The organism is Kitasatospora sp. NPDC001603 (assembly GCF_040298365.1).
Lineage (GTDB): Bacteria > Actinomycetota > Actinomycetes > Streptomycetales > Streptomycetaceae > Kitasatospora.
Genome location: NZ_JBEPAA010000038.1, coordinates 19,677 through 40,323, shown reverse-complemented (window position 1 = coordinate 40,323; position 20,647 = coordinate 19,677). Strand labels below are relative to the sequence as shown.

Here is a 20,647-nt window from a genome sequence, read left to right as displayed (position 1 = left end):
GTGCCCGCCCCGGCGGTTCGGGACGGGCACCACGGTACGGGTGGTGGTGCTGAGTGAGGGCGCGTCAGCCCGCGGACCGTTTCCTGGTGGAACCGGTGAGGTCGGCCACCACCAGCCCGGCCGCCCGTACCGGGTCCCCGTCGGCGCGGGAGAGAAGCGCGGCTACCTCGTAGCCCGCGTCGGCCGTCTCCCGGTGGGTCAGCCGCATCCCGTGCACCGACTCGTAGCGCGGTGAGCTGAGCGCGGCGCCGATGCCGGGGCGCAGCCGCTCCAGCTCCGTCACGACCGTCCACGCGTCGTCCTCCAGCCGGGCCCGCCGTACCGGGTCGCAGGCCGCGACGGCCCGGTCGGTCTCGGGTGAGGGGTCGCAGGCGGCCAGCGCCGGCAGGAGTTCGGGGACGCCCAGGATCTCCGCCGCGTGGAGGGTGAAGGAGTGGGACCAGTCGTCGGCTTCCAGCAGTCGCGCGATCAATGGGACAGCGCGGGGGTCGTGCCGTCTGGCGAGCCCTCGGGCGCCCTCCTCCCGGACCTCGCCGCACTCGTCGGTGGCGCACGTCCACAGTGCGTCCCGGATGGCGGCCGTGTCCTGCTCCAGTTGGAACCCCAACGTGAAGGCCGCCCAGTGGCGGACCTCCGGGTCCTGGTCCCGGGTCAGCCGGATCAGCGCCCGGACATCGGGCCCGTCGGACAGTCCGCTGGTGACGGAGGTGAACTCCGAGGCGACCAGACGCCGCAGGTCGGCGTCCTCGTGCCTGGACAGCCCGACCAGCACGGGAACGGCACGCCGGTCCTGCGCCCGGGCCAGGGCGCAGACGAGGGACGACAGCACAGAGTTCTCCGTCTCCACCTCGGCCAGCGCCAGCAACGCGGTCGCCGCCTCGCCTCGCAGCGCCTCATGCGTGTCGGCCGCGCTTCCCACCAGATTGCAGCCCACCTTCCGCTCCAGGACGTCGGTCGAGCCCAGCAACCCCGACCCGCAGCGCAACGCCGTCTCCCCGTTCCCCTCCTGCGCCTCCTCCCAGACCAGCGCCCAGTAGGCGTGCTCGTCGTGGTCCGCCTCCGAGGCCTGCGCCACTCGCGCCGCGGTCATCAGCCGCCCTGCCGGTCCCACCCCGTTGTCCATGGGCGCATTCTCGCCCGACGGCCTGGTGCCGGTCACCGGATTTTCATCCAGAGGATCACAGGCCGGCCGGTGGGTGAGGAGATCACCCACCGCGTCATCGACCGGATCGGTCTGCGGCACACCTACTTCCCGGTCCCGGGGGACACCACCGTGCAGGCGCACCCCGAGGGCTACGACCGGCTGACGCCGGGCGGTTCGCTCACCGGCGTGACGCGGCAGGACATGTCCTGGGGTTGGGCCGCGGGGGCGCTGGTCTCCACGAACACCGATCTGAACGGACGAGGACCGCGGGCAGGAGGGTGAGGTTCACTCCCGGAGTGGGGGAGACTCTCGATCGAGGCCCACTCGGTGCCCGTCGCACGGGGAAGTGTCCCGAAGAACCTGGAGCTGACCTCACGGTGTGAGGCCGGATGGTCGGTCGTCCACCGGAGGCGGGCTCGACATGGTCACGGCCGATCAGCTGAGCGACCGAGGGCGACCGCCGACCCGGGCCGCCTCAGGTGCGCCCGTAGCGGACCGCCTGGTCGGCGAACTCCCGGGCCATCTCCTCGGTCACGGTCGGCCGGGTGCGCCGGATGGCGTCCAGGTAGTCCTCGGTGCCGGGTTCGGTGCGTTCCCCCGTGTCGAGGGTGCGCTCGAAGACGGCCTGGGCGACCGCCATGGCGACCTGCCGGATGTCGGCGGGGGTGAAGCCGCTGCTGGCGCCGGCCAGTACAGCCGTGTCGGCCGCCGTGCCCGTCCTGGCGGTGTAGCCGGCCCAGAGGGCGTTGCGGGCCTCGTGGTCCGGCGGCCCCACCGGCAGGACGTAGTCGAACCGGCCGTGGCGCAGGAACGCCGGGTCCAGGGCGGCCACCGAGTTGGTGGCGCAGACGAGCAGCCGGCCCTCCCGGTCGCGGAACCGCACGATCGACTTGAGGAGCTCGTTGACCACGCCTACCCACGCGGGATCGGCGAGGCTGCGGGTGCCGGCGACCTCCTCGACCTCGTCGATGAAGACCAGCACGTGGTCCAGCTGCGCCATCTCCTCGAAGCGGCGGCCGAGCCCCGTGGCGAGCCCTTCCTCCGAGGCGAGTCGCGAGGGGAAGAACTCTACGAACGGCCAGCCGAGCCGACCGGCCACGGCCTTGGCGAAGGTGCTCTTGCCCGTGCCCGGCGGGCCGAACAGCACGACCGCGCGCGGCGGTTCCACCCCGTGGGCGTCCGCGAGTTCGGGATTGGCCAGCGGCAGCACCAGTCGCCGTTCGATGAGCCGCTTCTCGTCGGCCATCCCCGTGAGCTGCCCCCAGAGGCGGGCCTCGGGCACCACCGCGCCCAGCGAGGCCAGCACCGTCGTGCCCTGGCCACTCACCGCCCGCGGTTTCTCGAAGTAGGTGAGCCCCCGGTGAGGGCGGAACCCGGAGTTGCCCAGCGCGGCGGCGCCGGTCTCCTCCTCGGGCAGCAGGGCCGCGACGACTCGCGCCCCGGCATCCTGCAGTCGGTGCTCCAGCGCGGACAGCAGCGCCGTCCCCAGCCCGAGGTTCCGCCAGGCGGGGTGCAGCGCGATCCGCAGCACCCAGGCCCGGTCCCCGTCCACCCGGCCCACCGCGGCGCCCACCAGACGTCCGTCGGCCACCGCGACGACGCTCGGATTCTGCGCCTGCAGCGCGGCGACGAGCTCGGAGAGCCGGAAGACGGCGGGTCGGTCCGTGGTGGCGCTCTCACCGTCGAGCCGCACCACCGCTTCGAGATCGTCGGGAGTGAACTCCCGAACGTGCCACACCGCCATACCGAGCCTCGAACGTCACGCTTCCGGGCTTCCATCATCGTCCGTCCACCGCCCACCCGCTCGCCCGGAGGGCGGAGCCGCGGGTGCGATGCGTCGGCCGAGAGGCGCCGGTGCCCCCGGCCGCCTCGGTGGTTCCAGGCCGTTCAGACGGCGGTCGACGCGGCCGGGGCGTGGGTCCCGGCAGTCCCGCCCGCCGCCACCACGGCCGCCGGCGCGCGTCCGCCGGTCACGGAGGCCATCACCTTCCCCCCGGGCTGAAGCTGGCGGTCCCGCCTCCGGCGCCTCCCAACCCGTCCGTCTCCCTCGGCGCGAGCGGCGCACTCGCCGCCTGCGTGCCGCTCGACCTGCACCACACCTCGGGAACGATCACGTTCACCGGCAGCGGGCCGCTCACCTGCCTGGGCGGCAACCCACCGGAAGCGCGGACGGGTCACGCGGTCTGATCCCGGCACCACCCCCTCCGACTTCACCTTCACCGGCGGGGGCGGTATGCCCCGACGGCGTGACCGCCCTGCCCCTGTCCGGCAGTGTGACGGCCGGCCGTCAGGCGCCCGGCGCACAGATCGGCGCCTGGCGCACCACCGAGCCCCGCTCCGTCCGTCACCACCGTTCCACGCCCGATTCACTCGGCGCTCGGCTCGTGTTAGCGTCCGATGATCCTGATCCGAGCTGCGCCCAGGCCCGTCGGCCGGAGCGCAACTCCATGGGGCGATCGGCGAGGGGGCACCACCATGGCAGCACCGGAGACGAATCGGCGGACGGCGGAGCAGCGGACCGGGTGGGCTGCCGGGCGGACGACCACCGCACCACCCCGAGCAGGACGTTCGGCGAGAGTCCTGGTCACCGATCTGGACGGCACGCTGCTCGGCGGCGACCGGGCCGACCGCCACCGGCTGCACGACGCCCTGGCCCGGCACCCGGAGGTGACCGTGGTCTTCGCGACCGGCCGGGGGCTCTCCTCGGTACGCGAGGTGCTGCGGGAGCCGCTGGTGCCCAGACCGCGCTGGATCATCGCCGATGTCGGGGCGAGCGTCATCGACGGCACCGACCAGAGCCCGGTCGCGGACCTGCAGCACCGACTGCGCAGCGGCTGGCCCGGGGCCGACCGCGTGAGGGCCGCGATGCAGCGCTTCCCGGCGCTGGTCTACCAGCACGGCGTGGCTCAGGACGGCCGCTGCTCGTTCCACCTGCGCCCGGACCAGCTGACCCCGGAACTGACCGAGACCGTCCGGGCACTGGGCTGCGGCTGGCTCTACTCGGCGGACCGCTACTTCGACGTGCTCCCGCCCGGTGCGAGCAAGGGCGGCGCGCTGGCGGCGCTGGCCGCCCAGCAGAACTGGCCGATGAGTTCCGTCCTGGTCGCCGGTGACTCCCTCAACGACTTGTCGCTGTACGGGCTCGGCGCGCACGGTGTGATCGTCGGCAATGCCGAACCCGCCCTGCGCGCCGCCGTCCCCGACGACCGAGCCGTCCACCGGCCCGACCGGCCCGGCGCCGCCGGCATCCTGGCTGCCCTGCAGGAGCTCGGCTGGGTGGAGCGCGACTATCCACTCGTGGTCGGCTACCACCGCCCGCCCGTCCGCCTGACTCCCGGCGGCTGGCGCCCGCCGGCGAGCCCGAACGGCATCCTGCCCACCCTGCGGAGCCTGTTCACCGCCAACCCGCAGGCCATCTGGGCCACCGCCGCCGTTCTCGGACCGCACGCCCGTCCCGGCCGCCTGGACGGGCACGACACCGGTCTGCCGCTCTCCTTCGTCCCGCTGACTCCCGCCGAGTGGGCCGCCTACTTCCACCGTGCGTGCAAGGAGACGCTCTGGCCGGTGCTGATGTCGCAGCCCCAGCGGCTGCGCTTCGACCCGGAGACCTGGACCGGCTACCGCGAGGTGAACGCCCGCTTCGCCGACCACATCGCCGCCCGCGCAGCACCGGGCGCCACCGTGTGGCTGCACGACTACAACCTGTGGCTCGTTCCCGGGCTGCTCCGCCCGGTCCGCCCCGACCTGCGGATCGGCCTGTTCCACCACACCCCGTTTCCTGCGCCCGAGGTCTTCGCGGTCCTGCCCACCGCCGCCGAGATCCGCGACTCGCTGAGTCACCTGGACTGGGCCGGCTTCCACACCGAGACCTTCGCCGAACACTTCCGCCGGACCCTCGTCGGAAGCCGGGGCGCGGCCCGCGTCGACGTTCCGCGGATCGGTGTCCACCCGCTCGGCATCGACCGCGAGGCCATCGCCTCGGCGGCCCGGGCCAGCGTCCGTACCCGTTCCCCGGCCCGCACGGAGGCCCCTACCGACCCTCCCCGGGCCGGCTCGGCCGACGGGCCGCTCGTGCTCTCCGTCGAACGGCTCGACTACGCCAAGGCCCCCGTGCAGAAGGTCGATGCCCTCGCGGCCCTGCTCGCCCGGCGTCCCGAGCTGCGGGGACGACTGCGGTTCCGGCTGGTCTGCCCGCCTCCCGAGCCCGGCATCACCTCGTACGACGTGACCCGGCAAGTGCTGGAGAGCCGCATTGCTGAGGTCAACCAAGCCTGGGGAAAAGGGGGTTGGAAGCCCGTCGAGTATCTTCCGCGCAGCCTGCCCTTCACCGAGGTGATCGACCACTACCTCGACGCCGACGTGCTCTGGGTGACCTCCCTGCAGGACGGGATGAACCTGACCGCGAAGGAGTTCATCGCGGCCCAGCGGGCCGTCGGCCGCTCCGGGGTGCTGGTGCTCTCCCGCCACGCGGGAGCTGCCGCCCAACTCGGTGCCGCGGCGCTGCTCACCGACCCCCACTCGCCCGGGGACCTGGCGGACACCCTGCACCGGGCGCTGACCCTCGGGTCCGACGAGCGCCGTCGGCGGTTGGAACGCCTCGCCGACCTGCTCGGCGACGACCATCCCGCCGTCTGGGCCGCCGAGATCACCGCCGCCATCCGCGGCGACGACTCCCCTGATGCCTCCCGTGATGCCTCCCGGGAGGGCTCCGACGCGATGTCGGTCGCCGAGCGGTGACGGTGCGCGGAGCCCGCCGTCGGCTCTCGTGCGCCGGAACCGGCGGCGCAGGCTGGGGGAGGGGCCCCACCGGCGCGACGTCGCCACCTCCCACCCGCATGCGTGTGCGGTGTTCAGGACCTGCGACGGGCCGCCCCCGGGTAGGACACCCTTCGTTCCGTGCCGTCACGCCGACACGGCCACCTGCCTCGTCCGCCGCCCAGCGGATTGTCGGGGGGGGAATCACCATGCCGCCGCGAGTTCTTGACCGACGGGCAGGACGCCGGAGACCTCTCCTCATGGCGACGGATCGCGGTTCGGAGTGTCCCGTGTCGCCCGGCCGGCCGTCGCCCCCGGCGGGCGGTACTACGCGAAGGACGGCCTCCGGCCGAAGGGGCGTCGCCGCGGGCGGGTGGCGGTCGTGGCGTCGTCACGCTTCGCCATCCCGGCCAGCCGGTCCGCCTGGTGGCCGGTCAGCCGGGGCGGCGGGCCCGAGCCGTTGTCGGCGCGGCTGTGGAGTGGGATCAGGGCGGTGACGAGTGTCAAATAGTCGCTCATTCCAAGGTTCCTTTCGGTCTTCATCCTCTGACCTCAAGGGTGACGTATCGTCATGACGACAGTTTTGCAGGGGTGTCTCGTGTTGGTGGCCGTGAGGTGGACGTCAGGCCCTGGACGTTACCGGGGGCCGCGTGAGTGTTACGGCATGCGTGATGGGGGAGGCTGGAACGTCGACGAACCAGGCAGGCGGCACGGCGTGCGGATCCCCACGGCCGTGACCCGGCGGGACGACCCGCGGGCCTTGGTCGGGCCCACCGGTGAGTGGAACGCGACGACGCGGCCGCCGACGAGCAGTTCCGACATGCGGCCCTGCTCCACCAACCTCGCCGGAGGGCTGCGGCCACCTTCCCCGCCCGTAGCCGGACACCACCCCTGCCCCGTCCGGCGCCGTATCGCCGACGTCACCGCCGGCCCGGTGGCACCGTCGGTTCTTTCGGGTCAGTGGCCTGCGGCTTGATGCGGAGCATGTGACTTGATGCGGGGCATGTGACATGAGCAGCCCCCTATCCAGCCGACAGGCGTGGGCGCCACGGTCTGGCGACAGCGCCCCGCCAAAGCCACAGAGCCGGCCCGTGCGCTGGGGCGCGGTGGCGCGGTTCGTGGTCGTGGAGCAAAGAGGCCGCTCCCGCATTTCTGCGGAAACGGCCCACGCCCTGCATGGAAGCTGAGCTGATCAGCAGGATTTGTACCTGCACCCCCGACGCCCAAGCGACCCCGCTATCCCTCGACCGAAGGGCCGGGTCGGGATTTCGCGATCACGAGCCGCAGAATCAGGGCTCCTGCTTCTCTGATCTGCATCTGCACCTCCTCGTGATCGTCCTGCCGGTAAGTCCTCCGGCGCTGTCCAGGTTACTCCGGGAAGGCGCGAATTGGGGCAATTCAGCTGCACCGGCGGTGGACCGCAACGCGGGCCGCAGCCGCAGTCGATGCTTACAGGATCGATCTGGTCCGGGTGTCGCGGGGTAGCCGGGGCGATGCTCAGACGACAGGACGCCGGTGTGGCGCTCGCGCGGCCGCGTCGGACAAGGCAGGTGCGCCGGCCATGAAGGGGGTCGCCGGCGGGATGGAGGTGCCCGTGGCGGAATCGGCACATGAGGTACGTCCGCCGCCCACGACCGCCGGGCCGACGTCGGCCTATGGCTCGGCGTCCAGGCCGTCGTCGTTCCACCCTGCTCGGATGCGACGACGCGGCAGGAGGCCTTGCGATCATGCGAGGTTCGGACGATACGAGGAGTAGCCTGGGCATCACCGAAGGTACTTCGCATGCCGGCACTTGACACCGGCGTCGTCTCCGGCGAACGGCTATGCCGGATCCGGGCCCCGCTCGGGTTCGGAGACAGGCCCATTGATCATGACTGCGATCCTCGACCGTGCGCCGACCACCTCTGAATCCGCCCTGCGGCTCTCCCTGGCGCCCGGCGGGCGGGCGGGTCGGCTGGACGGGGCCTGGTGGCCTCGGTCTCGTGACCTTCTTCTCGAACTCCCCGACCTGGCCGCGGCTCTCGACAAGCAGTGGGGCCGGGTCACCCGGATCACCGTGAACCCCGCACAGTGGCCGGTCATCCCCCGGCGGATCCCGGTCGCGGGCCACACCGTCCACGCGGGCTGGTTCACCCTCGAACAGGACGAGCACGTGGTCACGGTCTGCTCGTACGCCCCCCGTCGCCTGAACCTGCTGGTCGTCCCGCCGCAGACAGATGCCGTCGATGCCGCCCGACTGATGGCCGAGGCGGCCGACCCCGCGAACACCAGGACCGCGAGCGCCCTGCTCGCCGCCGGGACGGGCGGCGGTGCGGCACAGCCGAAGGCCCCTTCCGACTTCCTGCCGTCGGCCGTAGCACCCGCCGACGGCGCGGGTGCGGCCGGCGAGCGAGCGGATCTCGCCCGGAGCCGGGCCGCCTCCTGGCCGGTTCCCGCGTAGTCGAGCGGCCCCTGCGCTGCCAGGATCACCGTCCGGGTCGGCGAAGCCGACCGGAACGATCGGCGAGGCCGTCCCCGTAGGACAGGCCCTGGGCGGTGACGCCGACCACCCCGAGCACGATCGCCATGATGACCAGGAACAGCGAGAGTGCCAGTGCCGGTTGGGCCTCCCTCTGAATCCGGCCGAGGCCATCGGCGGACCGGCGGTGGGCCGGGAACCGTCCCCCGCGCCTCGGCGAGGGCGCCGGCGGCGGACCTGACGCCCCGCACTCTCGGGGTGGCCCGGCCCCCTGGGGTGTCGGTCACCGGTCTGGTTCGTGGCGGAGTCCACCGGTCGCGGTTGATGGACGTTCCCCGGCTTCTTGTGGCGGGACGTGGCCATCGGCATCAGCGGGCCGGCCCTGGCCTCGCCGAGGCGGGTAGGGGACTGGCCTGTCCGCGCAGCCGACCGGCGGCTGCGGCAGCCAGACCGTTCGTCCCGGTGTGCTTCGGCGCTTCCGTGGTCGTCATCTCGGCGCGGGAGCAGCGCCGTTGAGGACGAGGTTGGTGATCTGCCGGCTGGCTTGTTCCGTGTTGAGCCGGTTGGTGTCGCCCGATGCCATGCGGGCGAGCACGGGGAGACGAGGACGTCGGCGAGAAGGTCGAGGTCGATGTCGGGACGGATCATGGGTGACCGGGCCCAGAGCAGGCCACCCGGCCCGCTGCGCCTGCACCCATCGGCTGAGCGGCTCACCCTGGCCAGGGGCAAGGTGGTCCAGTCGGCCAAGCCGTCGGAGGCCAGCCACCACAGCCGGGTACTGGCATAGGCACGCTGCCGGGCGGCCGGCCCGATGTACCGGGTCCTGCGGGGAGTTCGCCGTACTCCGGGGTGTCCGCGCTTGTACGGTGTGGGTGCGGTCGCCGTGTGGTCGAGCCGCCCAAGCGCCTGTGGGACCCGACCGAGGCAACCGTGGAACGGCCCGTTCCCCAGCCTGACTGGATGCCTCCCAAACCCGAAGTCAGCTCGCGGCGCGGCACCGTCGTGCGTGCCACCGTCCGGACGCGGGTGCGAGTCCGTGGAAAGATCCCTCGCCTCCACTGCCACATGACGGCGGGTCGACGACGTTAGAAGGACATGGACCACTCAACGAGCGCGGAACAGCCGGCCGAGCCGGTGCCGCCCGACTTCCCGGCCTTCGCGGTGTCGCGGGGCCGACACCTGTTGCGCACCGCCTTCCTGCTCACCGGCGGCGACGCCCACCTGGCCGAGGACCTCCTTCAGGAGGCACTCGGGCGCATCTTCGTGAAGTGGCGCCGGATATCCCGCCTGGACAACCCGAGCGGGTACGCCCAGACCGTGCTGGTGAACACCTTCCTGTCGTACCGGCGGCGGCGCAGCAGCTCGGAGCGGGTGACCGACACCCTCCCGGACATCGCGGTGGACGGCCCGGACCCGACGCTGCGGCTGACCCTGTTGCGCGCCCTCGGCGAGCTCCCGGCGCAGGACCGGGCGGTGCTCGTGCTGCGGTTCTGGGAGGACCGCAGTGTCGAGGAGACCGCCGCGGCGCTACGGCTGAGCAGCACGGCGGTGCGCTCGCGCAGCAGCCGGGCGCTGGCCCGGATGCGCGCCACGCTCGGCGAGAGCCTCGGCGCCGACGGGCAGGCCGCCGGCGGCGACACCGGTGGCCGCACCACAACGGATCCCACTGGCAGGAAGGCGGTGCTCGGTCGTGTCCTTTGAGGATGAATTCGCCCAGGCCCTGCGCGGCGCCGTGGCGCTCGCGCCCGAACCGGGGCTGCACACCCTAGCGGCCGCCGCGCAACGTCGCGGCCGGCGCCGGCGCAACCAGCGGCGGGCCCTGGCGGTCAGCGGGCTGGCGGCCGTGCTCGTGGTCGCCGTGAGCCTCACCGCCGTCGTCGGTGGCGGCTCGCACGCGGCCCGCCCGGCCACCGAGCCGGTGCGGCCGATGACCGCCGAGGAGTCGGTCGGACTGTTCACCTCGCTGCTGCCACCGGGGAAGTCCCGCGTGCTGTTCGCCGCGACGCCGGCCGAGGCGGGCCCGAACGGCGACCGGTACCAGACCGGGGGCACGGTGCTGTTCGACGACGGCAAGGGGGAGAGCATGATCTCCTACACCGTCAGCCGCACCGAACTCACCCCGGAGGCGGGCGCCGTCTGCATGGACGGCTTCAGTGAACCCCAGGAGGCCTGTGAGCGCGCCGTCGACACCGACGGCTCCGCGCTGGTGGTCGACAAGCTCAAGGACCGGAACTCCGACAGCCACCGCGAGTGGCGCGCCACCTGGGCGGCGCCGGACGGCCGACGGGTGACGATCATCGAGCACAACGGGCAGCCGGCCACCCCCAACCGGGAGAACCCGCCGCTCGACGCCGAGCAACTGCGCGCCCTGGTGACCGCTCCGGCCTGGGCGCGGCTCTTCGACGCCCTGCCGGCGCGGGACATCGCGCCCAGGCCACCGACGCCCGAGCCCGGTCCGAAGGCGGAGGATCTTCTGGCGGCGCTCGTCCCGCTGCTCCCGCCGGGTGCCGTGCCCTCCGGGCAGGACGGCCGGAACGGGCCGCACCTCACGGTGACGTACGAGGGGCGCACCAGCATGCTCTCGGTCAGTGTCACCGAGCCGGGCGAGCGGGGCGTCAAGGACAAGGAGTACGCCGAGGCGGAGGGATCGGCGGGCCCGCTGGCGGTCCGGGAGCGCCGGCCGGACGGCAGCACCGTCGTCACCAACATGTTCGGCAACGGCAAGACGGCGGTCGACCCGGTCCTGCACTGGGCGGCGGCGGTCCACTACGCCGACGGCCGGGCCATCGAGATCAACGAGTGGAACGGGGAGAACGGCTACACCTTCCGCCCGGGAAACCCGGCACTCGGCGTCGACCAGCTCAAGGCGATCGTCACCGCCCCGGTCTGGCTCCGCTGACCCGGGGGCCTCCCACCGCCGCACGGGGAGCAGCGGTGCGAGGCCCCATCCGGCACCGCCCCACCGGCCCCGGCCGCCACCCTCCCGACCCGCGAAGCCCCCGGGCCCGAGGCCGCGCTGGCCGCAACCGCCCTACCCGACGCATCTGGCTAGGGTCGTTCGAAGTACTGCAGGACGCCGCCGACCGAGAAGCACGCCGCGCCGGCGAAGGTTCCCCAGTTCGCGATGTCGGCGTTGAGCGGACTGCCGGTCTCCGGGCGGGTGAAGGCGGCCAGCGCCGACGCCAGGAAGAGCACGGACCCGACCTGGTCGACCACCACGATCCACCAGCCGAGGTTGCGCGCGTGCAGGCACGGGGGGCCGTGACAGGCCTCGACCAGGGCGAGATGTCCGGAGATCAGGAACAGCGCGCACCCCACCATGTCGGGGGCCCAGACCAACCGGTTGACCTGCTGGGCCGAAAGCCCTTGAAGGAACGAGTCCAGCAGGTTCACGCCGAAAACGAGGGTGCCCACGAACAGGACGAAGGTGCTCAGCCAGTCGATCCGCGTGGGCTCGTAGCTCCACCACCGCCAGCCACCCGTCACCAGCGAGTCCGTTTCACCCGAGCGGCGCGGGGCGTTGACCGCCTGGAGCAGCGAGGCGTAACCGCCGGTGTTGAAGAACAGGCCTCCCGCGAAGTAGATCGAAGCGGCCGCGGTCGCGCCGGCCGAGCCGATCTCGGTGACGGCTGCCCCCAGGGCGAAGAGGGCACCGCCGAGCGTGAACGCTCCGGCCGCGACGGTGTTGAGGATGCGCAGCCGATGAAGTGCCGTGTCGTCCGCGGTGCGCGGCGGACCCTCCGTCCCTTCCTCGGCGCGGATCCTGAGCGTCCCGCGCTTGCGTGCCAGGCGCGACTCCCAGACGGCCGAGCCTCCCTCGGCCGGCCGCCAGGTGAGCCGGGTGGTGAACGGTCCGGCGCCTTCGGCGCGCTCGTCGGGGTGATCCACGGGCCGAGCCTAGTCCCACGTGCTGCCCCAGCCCGGGACCGAAGGCATGTCATCGTCGGGTAGGCGCGGGAGGCGGCGTGGTCAGGCCACCGGTCGTAGTCGCGAGCGAGGCGCCGGTGGAGCACAAGGATGGCGGTGGCGGTCGGACCGCCCCCACCGTCGACGCGACCTCTCCGGGTCACCGAGCTGCGCCTGCGCCTCGGAACCGGTCTCGTACTGACCCTCAGCTGACGGTCCGTCAGGTGTCGGGAAGGGCTGGAGACAAACCTCGCGGTGTGCTCGGGGCAACGGGTGGGCCGACGTTCCTCCGGGTGGTGCGATCATCGCCCAGCCGCAGGGCGGCCGGGCGGGCCCCCGGAGGCCGCCCGGAGCCGGCGGTCGACGACGCGGGGAGGCCGTCCGTCCCGGGATCCGCGTTCGACGTCGGCAGCCGCCTGGTCCGCCTTCTCTCCGGGCGAGGTGACGGTGTTCGCCCAGGCAGGTCCGGGTGCGGGGAGCGGGTGGTCGAGGTGCCGGCACCTCCGGGCGCCGGCCGGGACGGTCGCTACTTGGGCTTCTTCCCGTGGGGGCCGTCGTTCTTCCGGCCCTGCTGCTTCTGCTTGTCCTCGCTCCGGTGGCCGGCGGAGGACCGGGCGGGTGCGGCGGTGGGCGCGGGGGCGGCCGGCTGGGCGACGGGACCGACGGTCGGCGCGGAGGCGGGGGCCGGGGGCGGCGTGCTCGGGGCGACCTCCGTGGCTGCGGGTGCCGTCGCGGGTACGGGTGCGGGTGCGGGTGCGGTGGACGGGGGTGCCGAAGGCACCGCGGCGGGGGCCGGGAGCGCCCTCGGCGGGTCGTTGACGAAGGCCGTGCTGCCTCCCGCACCCGCCAGCGCCAGCACGGAGGCCGCCAGCAGGAGGACGGGCCGGGGAGCGGCGACGTGCGGCCTCCTCGACGGTCGCGGTACGACCGCGGTCCCGGCCGCGGCCGGTTCCGTCGCGGGCGGCGGTGCGGCGAGCAGCCGGGCGCAGGTCGCCGCCGACGGGCGGTGGTCGGGGTCCATGTCGGTCATCCGGCGCAGGACGGCTGCCAGGTCCGCGGGCAGGTGGGGCGGGATGGCGGGCGGGCGGTGGAGCCGGGCGGCGGCGGCTTCGATGGGGGCGCCGGTGTACTCGCGGTGCCCGGTCAGGCATTCGATCAGGAGCAGGCCCAGGGCGTATATGTCGGCGGACGCCAGGGCTCCCCGGCCGCGGATCTGCTCCGGTGCCAGGTAGGCCGGGGTCCCGACGATCAGCCCGGTGCAGGTGAGTGCCTCGTCGCCGGACGAGGCCTGCCGGTCGAGGAGCCGGGCGGCGCCGAAGTCCGCCAGCCGCGGGCGGCCGGCGGCGTCGACGAGCACGTTGGACGGTTTGACGTCCCGGTGGACCATCCCGTGGGCGTGGACGAAGGCGAGGGTCTGCGCCAGGTCCCGCCCCAGGCGTCGGACGTCGGCGGCCGGCAACGGGCCGGACCGCAGGACCGCTGCCAGGGTGGGACCTTCCACCAGCTCCAACGCCAGGTAGGGCTGCTCCGCCACGGAGCCGTAGTCGTACACCTCGATCAGCCCGGGGTGGCTCAGGCGGGCCAGCATCCGCGCTTCGGTGGCGAACCGCCGGACGGTGTCGGCCGTCGCGTCCGGGCGGGGGATCTTGAGGGCGACGGCCCGGTTGAGCCGTTCGTCCACGGCCCGCAGCACGTCCGCGCCGCCGCCGCGCCCCAGGACCGAGTCCACCCGGTACCGGCCCGCGAACAGTGTCCCGGTGCTCCTGCTGGCCGTCACGGTCATGTCGCTCTCCGATGCTGGATCCTCGCGCCTGCGGGACGCGCCCTTGGCCGCCTACCCGGGGATCCCGGGTGGACACGGGTCGGATCGACAGCGGTCGCCGGGCCGGGTGGGCGCGGCACGCGGCGGCCAGTGGAAGGGCGGGCTGCCCAAGCCCGTCCTGGACGGGACGAAGGCCACCTACCGGGACGCGATCGCCGACGGCGCGGCCGACCTGGTGGTCGAGGCCACCCGGACCGGCTTCGAGCAGTACACGGTGCTCAAGCAGCGCCCGGCCGCCGCGGGCTTCTCGTACACGATGCCGTTGAAGGCCGAGGGGCTGCGGGCCGAGGCCCAGCCGGACGGCAGCGTGCTGTTCAGCGACCGGAAGAGCGGCGAGAAGCGGGCCGTGCTGCCCGCACCCGTGATGTGGGACGCCACGGCCGCCGCGCAGGGCTCCGGCGAGCACGCGCGGCAGGCGAAGGTCGGGCTGAAGGTCGTTCAGCACGGCGACGGCGTCGACCTGGTGTTCACCCCCGACGCCTCGTTCCTCGCGGATCCGAAGACGCAGTACCCGGTGACCGTCGACCCGTCCACCACCGCCCTCGGGAACGTCTTCGACACCCGGGTGCAGCAGGGCGAGACCGTCGACTGGTCCGCCGACACCGAGATCTACTGGGGCAACTCCGGCACCAAGAACGCGGACGGGTCCTCCCGGCAGGCGCGGTCGTTCATCAACTGGAACACCGCCCCGATCGCCGACGCGCTGATCACCAGCGCCAACCTGTCGCTGTACAACTTCCACTCCGGCAACAGCGACTGCCAGCCCTACGCGTGGGACGTCTGGGACACCGGTCTCGCCTCGACCTCCTCGCGGTGGACGGCGCAGCCCTCCTGGAACGCCAAGAAGGCCACCGGCACCGAGACCAAGGGCCGGGACGCCTGCGGCGGCGACGGCTGGATCACCGCCGACGTCACCAACCTGGTGCAGACCTGGACCTCGGCGAAGAACACCACCTCGGGCATGGGCCTGCGCGCTCCCGACGAGACGAACACCAAGTACTGGAAGGAGGTGAACTCCGCCAACGCGGCCACCAACGTGCCGAAGCTGACGGTGACGTACAACTACCGTCCGCGGACCGGCACCGACCAGCAGGCCGGCTCCCCGTTCTACAAGGACACCGCCGGTACCTGGTGGGTCAACTCCACCACCCCCACGCTGCGGGACACCTTCGTCGACCCGAACAACGACAAGGTCGACGGCACCTTCCAGATCTTCGACGCCGCCACCGACACCCAGGTCGGCAACGTCCTGGTCTCGCCGTTCGTGCCGAGCGGCCGGCCCGCGTCCGTCAAGGTCCCCGCCGGGGTGCTGACCAACGGCAGGACGTACAAGTTCCGCACCTCCCCGTACGACGGGCTGCACTACAACACGGGCTGGTCGGCGTGGGCCACCTTCACGGTCGACACCTCCAGCCCGTCCGCGCCCGGCGCGGTCTCCTCCGCCGACTACCCGGCGGGGCAGTGGGTCAAGGGCCCCGGCCAGGCCGGCTCCTTCACCGCGATCCCGCCGGCCGGTGACCAGAACGCCCTGGAGTGGACGCTCGACGGCACGACCTGGACCAAGGTCGCGACCAACGGCTCCACCGCGCCGGTGACCTTCACCGCCACCCCGGCCAGGGGCGGCACCCACACCCTCCAGGTGCGGGCGGTCGACCGGGCGGAGAACCGCTCCGAGGCCCTCTCCTACACCTTCCAGGTCGGCGCGGGCGGTGTCACGTCGCCGAACGACGGCACCCGCACGGCGGCCCGCGTCCCGCTCCTGGCCGAGGCCGACGCCGCCCGGTACGACCACGTGGCCTACTCCTGGCGGCGCTCCGACGCCGATGCATGGACCACGATCCCGGCGGGCGACGTCACCAACGGCGGCGCCGCACTGGCGGCCTGGCCGGTCGCCCTCGGCGCCGGCCGGAGCCCGGCACTGACCTGGAACGCCACCTCCACGGTCACCCCCGACGGCACCGTCCAGCTCCGCGCGGACTTCACCGGCCCGGGCGCGGCCGCCGTCTCCTCCGTACCGGTCAAGGTGGTCGTCGACCGCAAGGCCGACGGCGCGGCGACCGAGAACGTCGGACCGGGCGCGCTGAACCTGCTCACGGGCGATCTGCGGGTCCCCGCCACCGACGTGTCGCTGTTCGGCATGACCATCGGCCGCACGCACTCCTCCCGCGACCCGAAGGCCGCCGCCGCGCAGGAGGGTCAGGCCGCCATCTTCGGCCCCAACTGGGTGTCGAGCGTGTCGTCGAGCCTCTCCGCCTCGGAGTACACGGAGATCCGCAGGACCTCCGCCACCTCGCTCAGCGTGATGGCGGCGGACGGCTCGGCCATCGCGTTCACCTCCGACGCGGCCGGCAGCGGCTGGGTGCCGGAGCCGGGCAGCGAGGACCTGGCCCTGAGCGGCGCCTTCGGCGGCGACTTCACCCTGTCCGGCACCGAGGGCACCGTCACGACCTTCTCCAAGGTCGCCCCGGCAGCCGCCACCTGGACCGTCACCTCCACCCTGCTGGGCGGCCTCGCCAACACCGCCACCAGCGTCGTGTCGGAGACGACCGTCGGCGGCGGCAGGACGCTGGCCCGGCCGAAGCTGATCATCGCGCCCACCTCCGCGGTCACCCCGGCGGCGTGCGCGGCGAACCCGGCCGCCAAGGGCTGCCGCGTACTGCAGTTCGTCTACGCCGCCGCCACCACCGCCACCGGGATCAACACCGGCGCCGAGTTCGGCGACTTCGCCGGCCAGGTCAGCGCCGTCCGGCTCTGGAGCACCGCACCCGGGGCCACCGCGGCCACCGCCACCGACGTCGCCGCCTACCGCTACGACTCCGCCGGGCGGCTGCGCCAGGCCTGGGACCCGCGGCTGGGCCAGGGCAGTCAGAGCCAGTACACCTACTACACCCAGGGCGCCGACGACGGCCTGCTCTCCTCCGTCCAGCTGGGCGGCACCCGTGCCACCTCGCTGGCCTACGGCACCGTCGGCTCCAACCCGGCCGCGGGGCCGGGCATGCTGACCAAGGTCTGGCACGACACCCTCGCCCCCGGCACCACCGGCACGGTGAACGGCACCGCCACCAGCACCGTCGTCTACGGCGTCCCGCTCTCCGGGCCGAAGGCACCGGAGGACCTCTCGGTGACGGCGGCCGCGGCCTGGGGCCAGACGGACCTGCCGACCGACGCCACCGCGGTGTTCCCGCCGGACCGGGTCCCCGCCTCCAGCGACGCCGCCGACCTGACCGCGGCCGACTACACCCGGGCCACCGTCGACTACCTCAACGCCTCCGGCCGCCAGGTCAACCAGGCGACCCCGGGCCACCACCTCACCACCACGGAGTACGACAACCGCGGCCACCAGGTCCGCAGCCTGACCGCGGCCAACCGTGAGCTCGCCCTCGGCGCCACCGACCCGGCCAGGGCGCAGCTCGCCGACCTCGGCATCGACACGCTGCCCTCCGCTGACCGTGCCCAGCTCCTGTCGAGCACCAGCGTCTACAGCACGGACGGGCAGCAGGAGACCGACGTCCTGGACCCGCTGCACCGGGTGACCCTGGCCGCCGACGCCACCGCCGGCGCCACCGTCCTGGCCCGGGCCGGAAGCCAGCTGCCCGCCCGTCAGCACACCGTGAAGACGTACGACGAAGGCCGACCGACCGACGGCACCGCCAAGATCAAGAACCAGATCACCCTCACCACCACCGGCGCCCGACTCCGCGCCTGGCCCGACCAACTGCTGGACACCCGGCAGGACCGGACCGGCTTCGACTGGACGATCGGCGTGCCGACCACGCAGGTCAAGGACAGCGGCGGCCTGGCCCTGACCACCACCACCGCCTACGACGGCCAGGGCCGCGTCGTCTCGACCCGGCTGCCGGGCTCCACCGGCTCCGACGCGGCGGCGACCTGGACGTCCTACTACACCGCGGACGGCGCCGGCACCTGCGGCAACCGCCCCGAGTGGGCCGACCTCGTGTGCCAGAGCGGTCCTGCCGGCGGCATCACCGGTGGCGGCTCCAACCCGGCCCAGCTGCCGACCAGGACCACCCAGTACGGGCGGTTCGGCGAGGTCACCCGGACGACCGAGACCGCCAACGGCGTCACCCGTACCACTGACACCGCCACCGACGCCGCCGGCCGCCCCACCACCGTCACGGTCATCGACGGCCTCGGGACCCCGGCACCCGCCACCACCACCTACCACCCGGGCACCGGCGCCGTCACCCAGCAGACCTCCGCCACCGGTGGCACGATCACCAAGGGCTACGACGAGCTGGGCCGCCTGATCTCCTACACGGACGCCGACGGCGCCGTCACCACCACCGAGTACGACGCCCTCAACCGGCCCACCAAGGTCACCGACAGCTCCCCGTCCACCACCACCTACACCTACGACACCGCCGTCGACCCGCGCGGCCAGGCGACCTCGGTGACGGACTCCGTCGCCGGCACCTTCACCGCCCGCTACGACGCGGACGGCGCGGCGCTCACCCAGGGCCTGCCCGGCGGCTACACCCTGACCGACGTCAAGGACCCGACCGGTACCACCACCGGCCGCACCTACACCCGGGACAGCGACGGCCTGGTGCTGGTCTCCGACGGCATCGGCCAGACCGTCCACGGCCAGCGGGCCACCCACACCGGGACCCCCGGCGTCACCGCCGCCCAGACCTACGGCTACGACCGGGCAGGCCGCCTCCTCCAGGTCCAGGACACCTCCACCGACGCGGTCTGCACCACCCGCACCTACACCTTCGACAACCACACCGACCGCACCGCGTCGGCCACCGCCGTGGCCGCCCGCGGCCAGGCCTGCACCACCAACGGGGGCACCAGCCAGACCAGTGCCTACGACAGCGCCGACCGCCTGGTGAACCCCGGGTACGCCTACGACGCGTTCGGCCGCACCACCGCCCTGCCCGGCAGCACCCTGGCCTACTACAACACCGACATGGTGCAGCAGCAGACCACCGGAGCCGCCCGACAGAGCTGGACCCTCGACTCGGCCCAGCGCCTGCGCGGCTGGACCACCGAGACCAACGCCGCCGGCACCTGGACCCGGACCGGGGCCAGGACCAACCACTACGGGTCCGACACCGACAGCCCGCGCTGGATCACCGAGGACACCGCGGGCAGCGTCACCCGCAACGTCACCGGCGCCGCCGGGGGCCTCGCCGCCACCACCACCAGAACGGGCGCCGCGGTCCTGCAACTCGCCAACCTGCACGGGGACATCACCGTGCAGCTCCCGCTCGACCCGGCCGTCGCGCCGACCGTCCTCGACTACGACGAGTACGGCCAGCCGCGCGCCGGCCAGAGCGGCGCCCGCTACGCCTGGCTCGGCGACAAGCAGCGCTCGGACGAGACCCCGAGCGCCCTCACCCTGATGGGGGTGCGCCTCTACAACCCGGCCACCGGCCGCTTCCTCTCCCCGGACCCCGTCCAGGGGGCGAGCGCCAACGCCTACGACTACTGCAACGCCGACCCGGTCAACTGCACCGACCTCAACGGCCGGATGCCCGGCTGGCTCAAGGCGGCGCTCAAGGCCGCCGTGGCCCGCGGCGTCCAGCTGGCCGTCACCGCGGCCGTGGCCGCCTGGGTGCCCTTCCTCGCGCCGTGGGCCCTGCACATCGGCAACTGCGCGGGCGGTGCCTGCGCCGGCGTCCTGTTCGGCAGCGGCGGCTGGAAGCAGCGCATCGTCTGGGCCGTGGCAGGATGCCTCGCGGGCTTCGTCTTCGACCGCGGGGTCTCCCAGCGCATCATCGACAAGGTGATCGGCGTCGTCAGGAGGTTCATTTGACCGCGACGGAGGAACCGGGCCGGCGCCGGCGCGATCCGCTGCGCCTCGCCGTCACCAACGGGGCCTGGCTGGCCCCGTCCTTCTTCCTCGCCCATCTGCTCGCCGGCCGCCTCACCGCCGATGCCACCACCCGCACCTGGAGCACCCTGCTGCTCGCACCGGTGATCGGCCTCGCCCTGGGCAGCGCGGCGGCGGGCGTGCGCCGCCTCCGGCGCTCGCGTCCCACGCGTCGCTGACCCGGCGCCCACCCGGCCGGGCACCCGCTCGGCCCCGTACGGGCCGGTCCACCGCACCAGCGGTGGGCCGGCCCGTACGTCGTCCACCTCCGAGTGCCCTCCCGGTGGAGGCACCGCCCGCCCCGCCCGCCCCGGGTCAGCCGGCCAGCCACCAGTCGGTGCTGTCGGCTGCCAGCAGCACCTCGCCGGGGTGCTCGGTGACCGGTGGTTCGGCCGAGCAGAGCAGGAGGGCGCCGAGTCCGCCGTCGGTGACGCGGACCGGTGCGCCGGTGGTGTTGACGGCGCAGACCACGGCGCCCTGGTCGCTGTCGCGCCGGAACGCGAGCACCCCGGGTGCCAGGTCCAGCCATTCGACGGACCGGCCGGCGCCGAGCGCGGGGTGGGTCCGGCGCAGGCGCAGCGCGCTGCGGTACAGCTCCAGGACATTACTCCCCGAGACCGCCGACCCCATGCCTGAACAGCGGAAACGCAGCACTCAGGGCCGGAAGGACAACAGCCACTTACCCCAGCATCCCGACGTGGAGATCCTGCTGTCCTTCCCGGC

The 20,647-nt window shown here is 73.4% G+C and carries 14 protein-coding genes; 8 read left to right on the top strand and 6 right to left on the bottom strand.

The window, feature by feature from the left end; genetic code table 11:
* Positions 1 to 64 precede the first annotated feature (64 nt).
* A complete protein-coding gene (locus ABT263_RS23220; protein ID WP_352292853.1) occupies positions 65 to 1,123 on the bottom strand; it encodes a HEAT repeat domain-containing protein in 1,059 nt (352 codons plus the stop codon).
* 69 nt (positions 1,124 to 1,192) lie between these two features.
* Here ABT263_RS23220 and ABT263_RS23215 point away from each other — a divergent pair, with 69 nt between their 5' ends.
* Positions 1,193 to 1,426, top strand: coding sequence for a hypothetical protein (locus ABT263_RS23215; RefSeq protein ID WP_352292851.1), 234 nt, complete (start codon positions 1,193 to 1,195; stop codon positions 1,424 to 1,426).
* A 193-nt stretch (positions 1,427 to 1,619) separates the two neighbouring features.
* On the opposite strand, the gene ABT263_RS23210 is transcribed toward ABT263_RS23215, so the two are convergent.
* Positions 1,620 to 2,888, bottom strand: a complete 1,269-nt coding sequence (locus tag ABT263_RS23210) for an ATP-binding protein (RefSeq protein WP_352292849.1) — start codon at positions 2,886 to 2,888, stop codon at positions 1,620 to 1,622.
* A 731-nt stretch (positions 2,889 to 3,619) separates the two neighbouring features.
* On the opposite strand from ABT263_RS23210, the gene ABT263_RS23205 reads away from it, so the two are divergent.
* Positions 3,620 to 5,881: an HAD-IIB family hydrolase gene (locus ABT263_RS23205; RefSeq protein ID WP_352292847.1), complete on the top strand. Its 2,262-nt coding sequence runs from the start codon at positions 3,620 to 3,622 to the stop codon at positions 5,879 to 5,881.
* A gap of 345 nt (positions 5,882 to 6,226) precedes the next feature.
* Here ABT263_RS23205 and ABT263_RS23200 read toward each other — a convergent pair whose 3' ends face one another.
* A complete protein-coding gene (locus ABT263_RS23200) occupies positions 6,227 to 6,418 on the bottom strand; it encodes a hypothetical protein (RefSeq protein ID WP_352292845.1) in 192 nt (63 codons plus the stop codon).
* Positions 6,419 to 7,769: 1,351 nt separating this feature from the next.
* On the opposite strand from ABT263_RS23200, the gene ABT263_RS23195 reads away from it, so the two are divergent.
* From ABT263_RS23195 to ABT263_RS23180, 4 genes are all read left to right on the top strand, one after another.
* Positions 7,770 to 8,339 carry a DUF5994 family protein gene (locus ABT263_RS23195; protein WP_352292843.1) on the top strand — a complete coding sequence of 190 codons (570 nt, stop codon included), beginning with the start codon at positions 7,770 to 7,772 and terminating at the stop codon, positions 8,337 to 8,339.
* 649 nt (positions 8,340 to 8,988) lie between these two features.
* Entirely contained in the window at positions 8,989 to 9,144 is a 156-nt protein-coding gene (locus ABT263_RS23190; RefSeq protein ID WP_352292841.1) for a hypothetical protein, read from the top strand.
* Between the two features lie 308 nt (positions 9,145 to 9,452).
* Complete coding sequence (locus ABT263_RS23185; RefSeq protein ID WP_352292839.1) at positions 9,453 to 10,058, top strand: SigE family RNA polymerase sigma factor; 606 nt, start codon at positions 9,453 to 9,455, stop codon at positions 10,056 to 10,058.
* Positions 10,048 to 11,256, top strand: coding sequence for a hypothetical protein (locus ABT263_RS23180; RefSeq protein ID WP_352292837.1), 1,209 nt, complete (start codon positions 10,048 to 10,050; stop codon positions 11,254 to 11,256). The genes ABT263_RS23185 and ABT263_RS23180 overlap by 11 nt, the downstream gene beginning before the upstream one ends.
* 149 nt (positions 11,257 to 11,405) lie before the next feature.
* On the opposite strand, the gene ABT263_RS23175 is transcribed toward ABT263_RS23180, so the two are convergent.
* Together ABT263_RS23175 and ABT263_RS23170 are read right to left on the bottom strand one after the other, a co-directional pair.
* Positions 11,406 to 12,245, bottom strand: a complete 840-nt coding sequence (locus ABT263_RS23175) for a hypothetical protein (RefSeq protein WP_352292835.1) — start codon at positions 12,243 to 12,245, stop codon at positions 11,406 to 11,408.
* A 544-nt stretch (positions 12,246 to 12,789) separates the two neighbouring features.
* Complete coding sequence (locus ABT263_RS23170) at positions 12,790 to 14,046, bottom strand: serine/threonine-protein kinase (RefSeq protein ID WP_352292833.1); 1,257 nt, start codon at positions 14,044 to 14,046, stop codon at positions 12,790 to 12,792.
* Positions 14,047 to 14,152: 106 nt separating this feature from the next.
* Between ABT263_RS23170 and ABT263_RS23165 the strand changes: the two genes are divergently transcribed.
* Positions 14,153 to 19,867, top strand: coding sequence for a DNRLRE domain-containing protein (locus ABT263_RS23165; protein ID WP_352292831.1), 5,715 nt, complete (start codon positions 14,153 to 14,155; stop codon positions 19,865 to 19,867).
* Positions 19,864 to 20,103, top strand: coding sequence for a hypothetical protein (locus tag ABT263_RS23160; protein ID WP_352292829.1), 240 nt, complete (start codon positions 19,864 to 19,866; stop codon positions 20,101 to 20,103). The genes ABT263_RS23165 and ABT263_RS23160 overlap by 4 nt, the downstream gene beginning before the upstream one ends.
* 136 nt (positions 20,104 to 20,239) lie before the next feature.
* On the opposite strand, the gene ABT263_RS23155 is transcribed toward ABT263_RS23160, so the two are convergent.
* Positions 20,240 to 20,554 (bottom strand): DUF3459 domain-containing protein, encoded by a 315-nt coding sequence (locus ABT263_RS23155; protein ID WP_352292827.1) that lies wholly within the window; start codon positions 20,552 to 20,554, stop codon positions 20,240 to 20,242.
* Positions 20,555 to 20,647 lie beyond the last annotated feature (93 nt).

Bases quoted from the DNA above. Each gene is read 5' to 3' on its own strand.
- ABT263_RS23205 (WP_352292847.1), top strand. From the start codon at position 3,620: ATGGCAGCACCGGAGACGAATCGGCGGACGGCGGAGCAGCGGACCGGG.
- ABT263_RS23170 (WP_352292833.1), bottom strand. From the start codon at position 14,046: ATGACCGTGACGGCCAGCAGGAGCACCGGGACACTGTTCGCGGGCCGG.
- ABT263_RS23155 (WP_352292827.1), bottom strand. From the start codon at position 20,554: ATGGGGTCGGCGGTCTCGGGGAGTAATGTCCTGGAGCTGTACCGCAGC.
- ABT263_RS23195 (WP_352292843.1), top strand. From the start codon at position 7,770: ATGACTGCGATCCTCGACCGTGCGCCGACCACCTCTGAATCCGCCCTG.
- ABT263_RS23190 (WP_352292841.1), top strand. From the start codon at position 8,989: ATGTCGGGACGGATCATGGGTGACCGGGCCCAGAGCAGGCCACCCGGC.
- ABT263_RS23210 (WP_352292849.1), bottom strand. From the start codon at position 2,888: ATGGCGGTGTGGCACGTTCGGGAGTTCACTCCCGACGATCTCGAAGCG.
- ABT263_RS23185 (WP_352292839.1), top strand. From the start codon at position 9,453: ATGGACCACTCAACGAGCGCGGAACAGCCGGCCGAGCCGGTGCCGCCC.
- ABT263_RS23220 (WP_352292853.1), bottom strand. From the start codon at position 1,123: ATGGACAACGGGGTGGGACCGGCAGGGCGGCTGATGACCGCGGCGCGA.
- ABT263_RS23200 (WP_352292845.1), bottom strand. From the start codon at position 6,418: ATGAGCGACTATTTGACACTCGTCACCGCCCTGATCCCACTCCACAGC.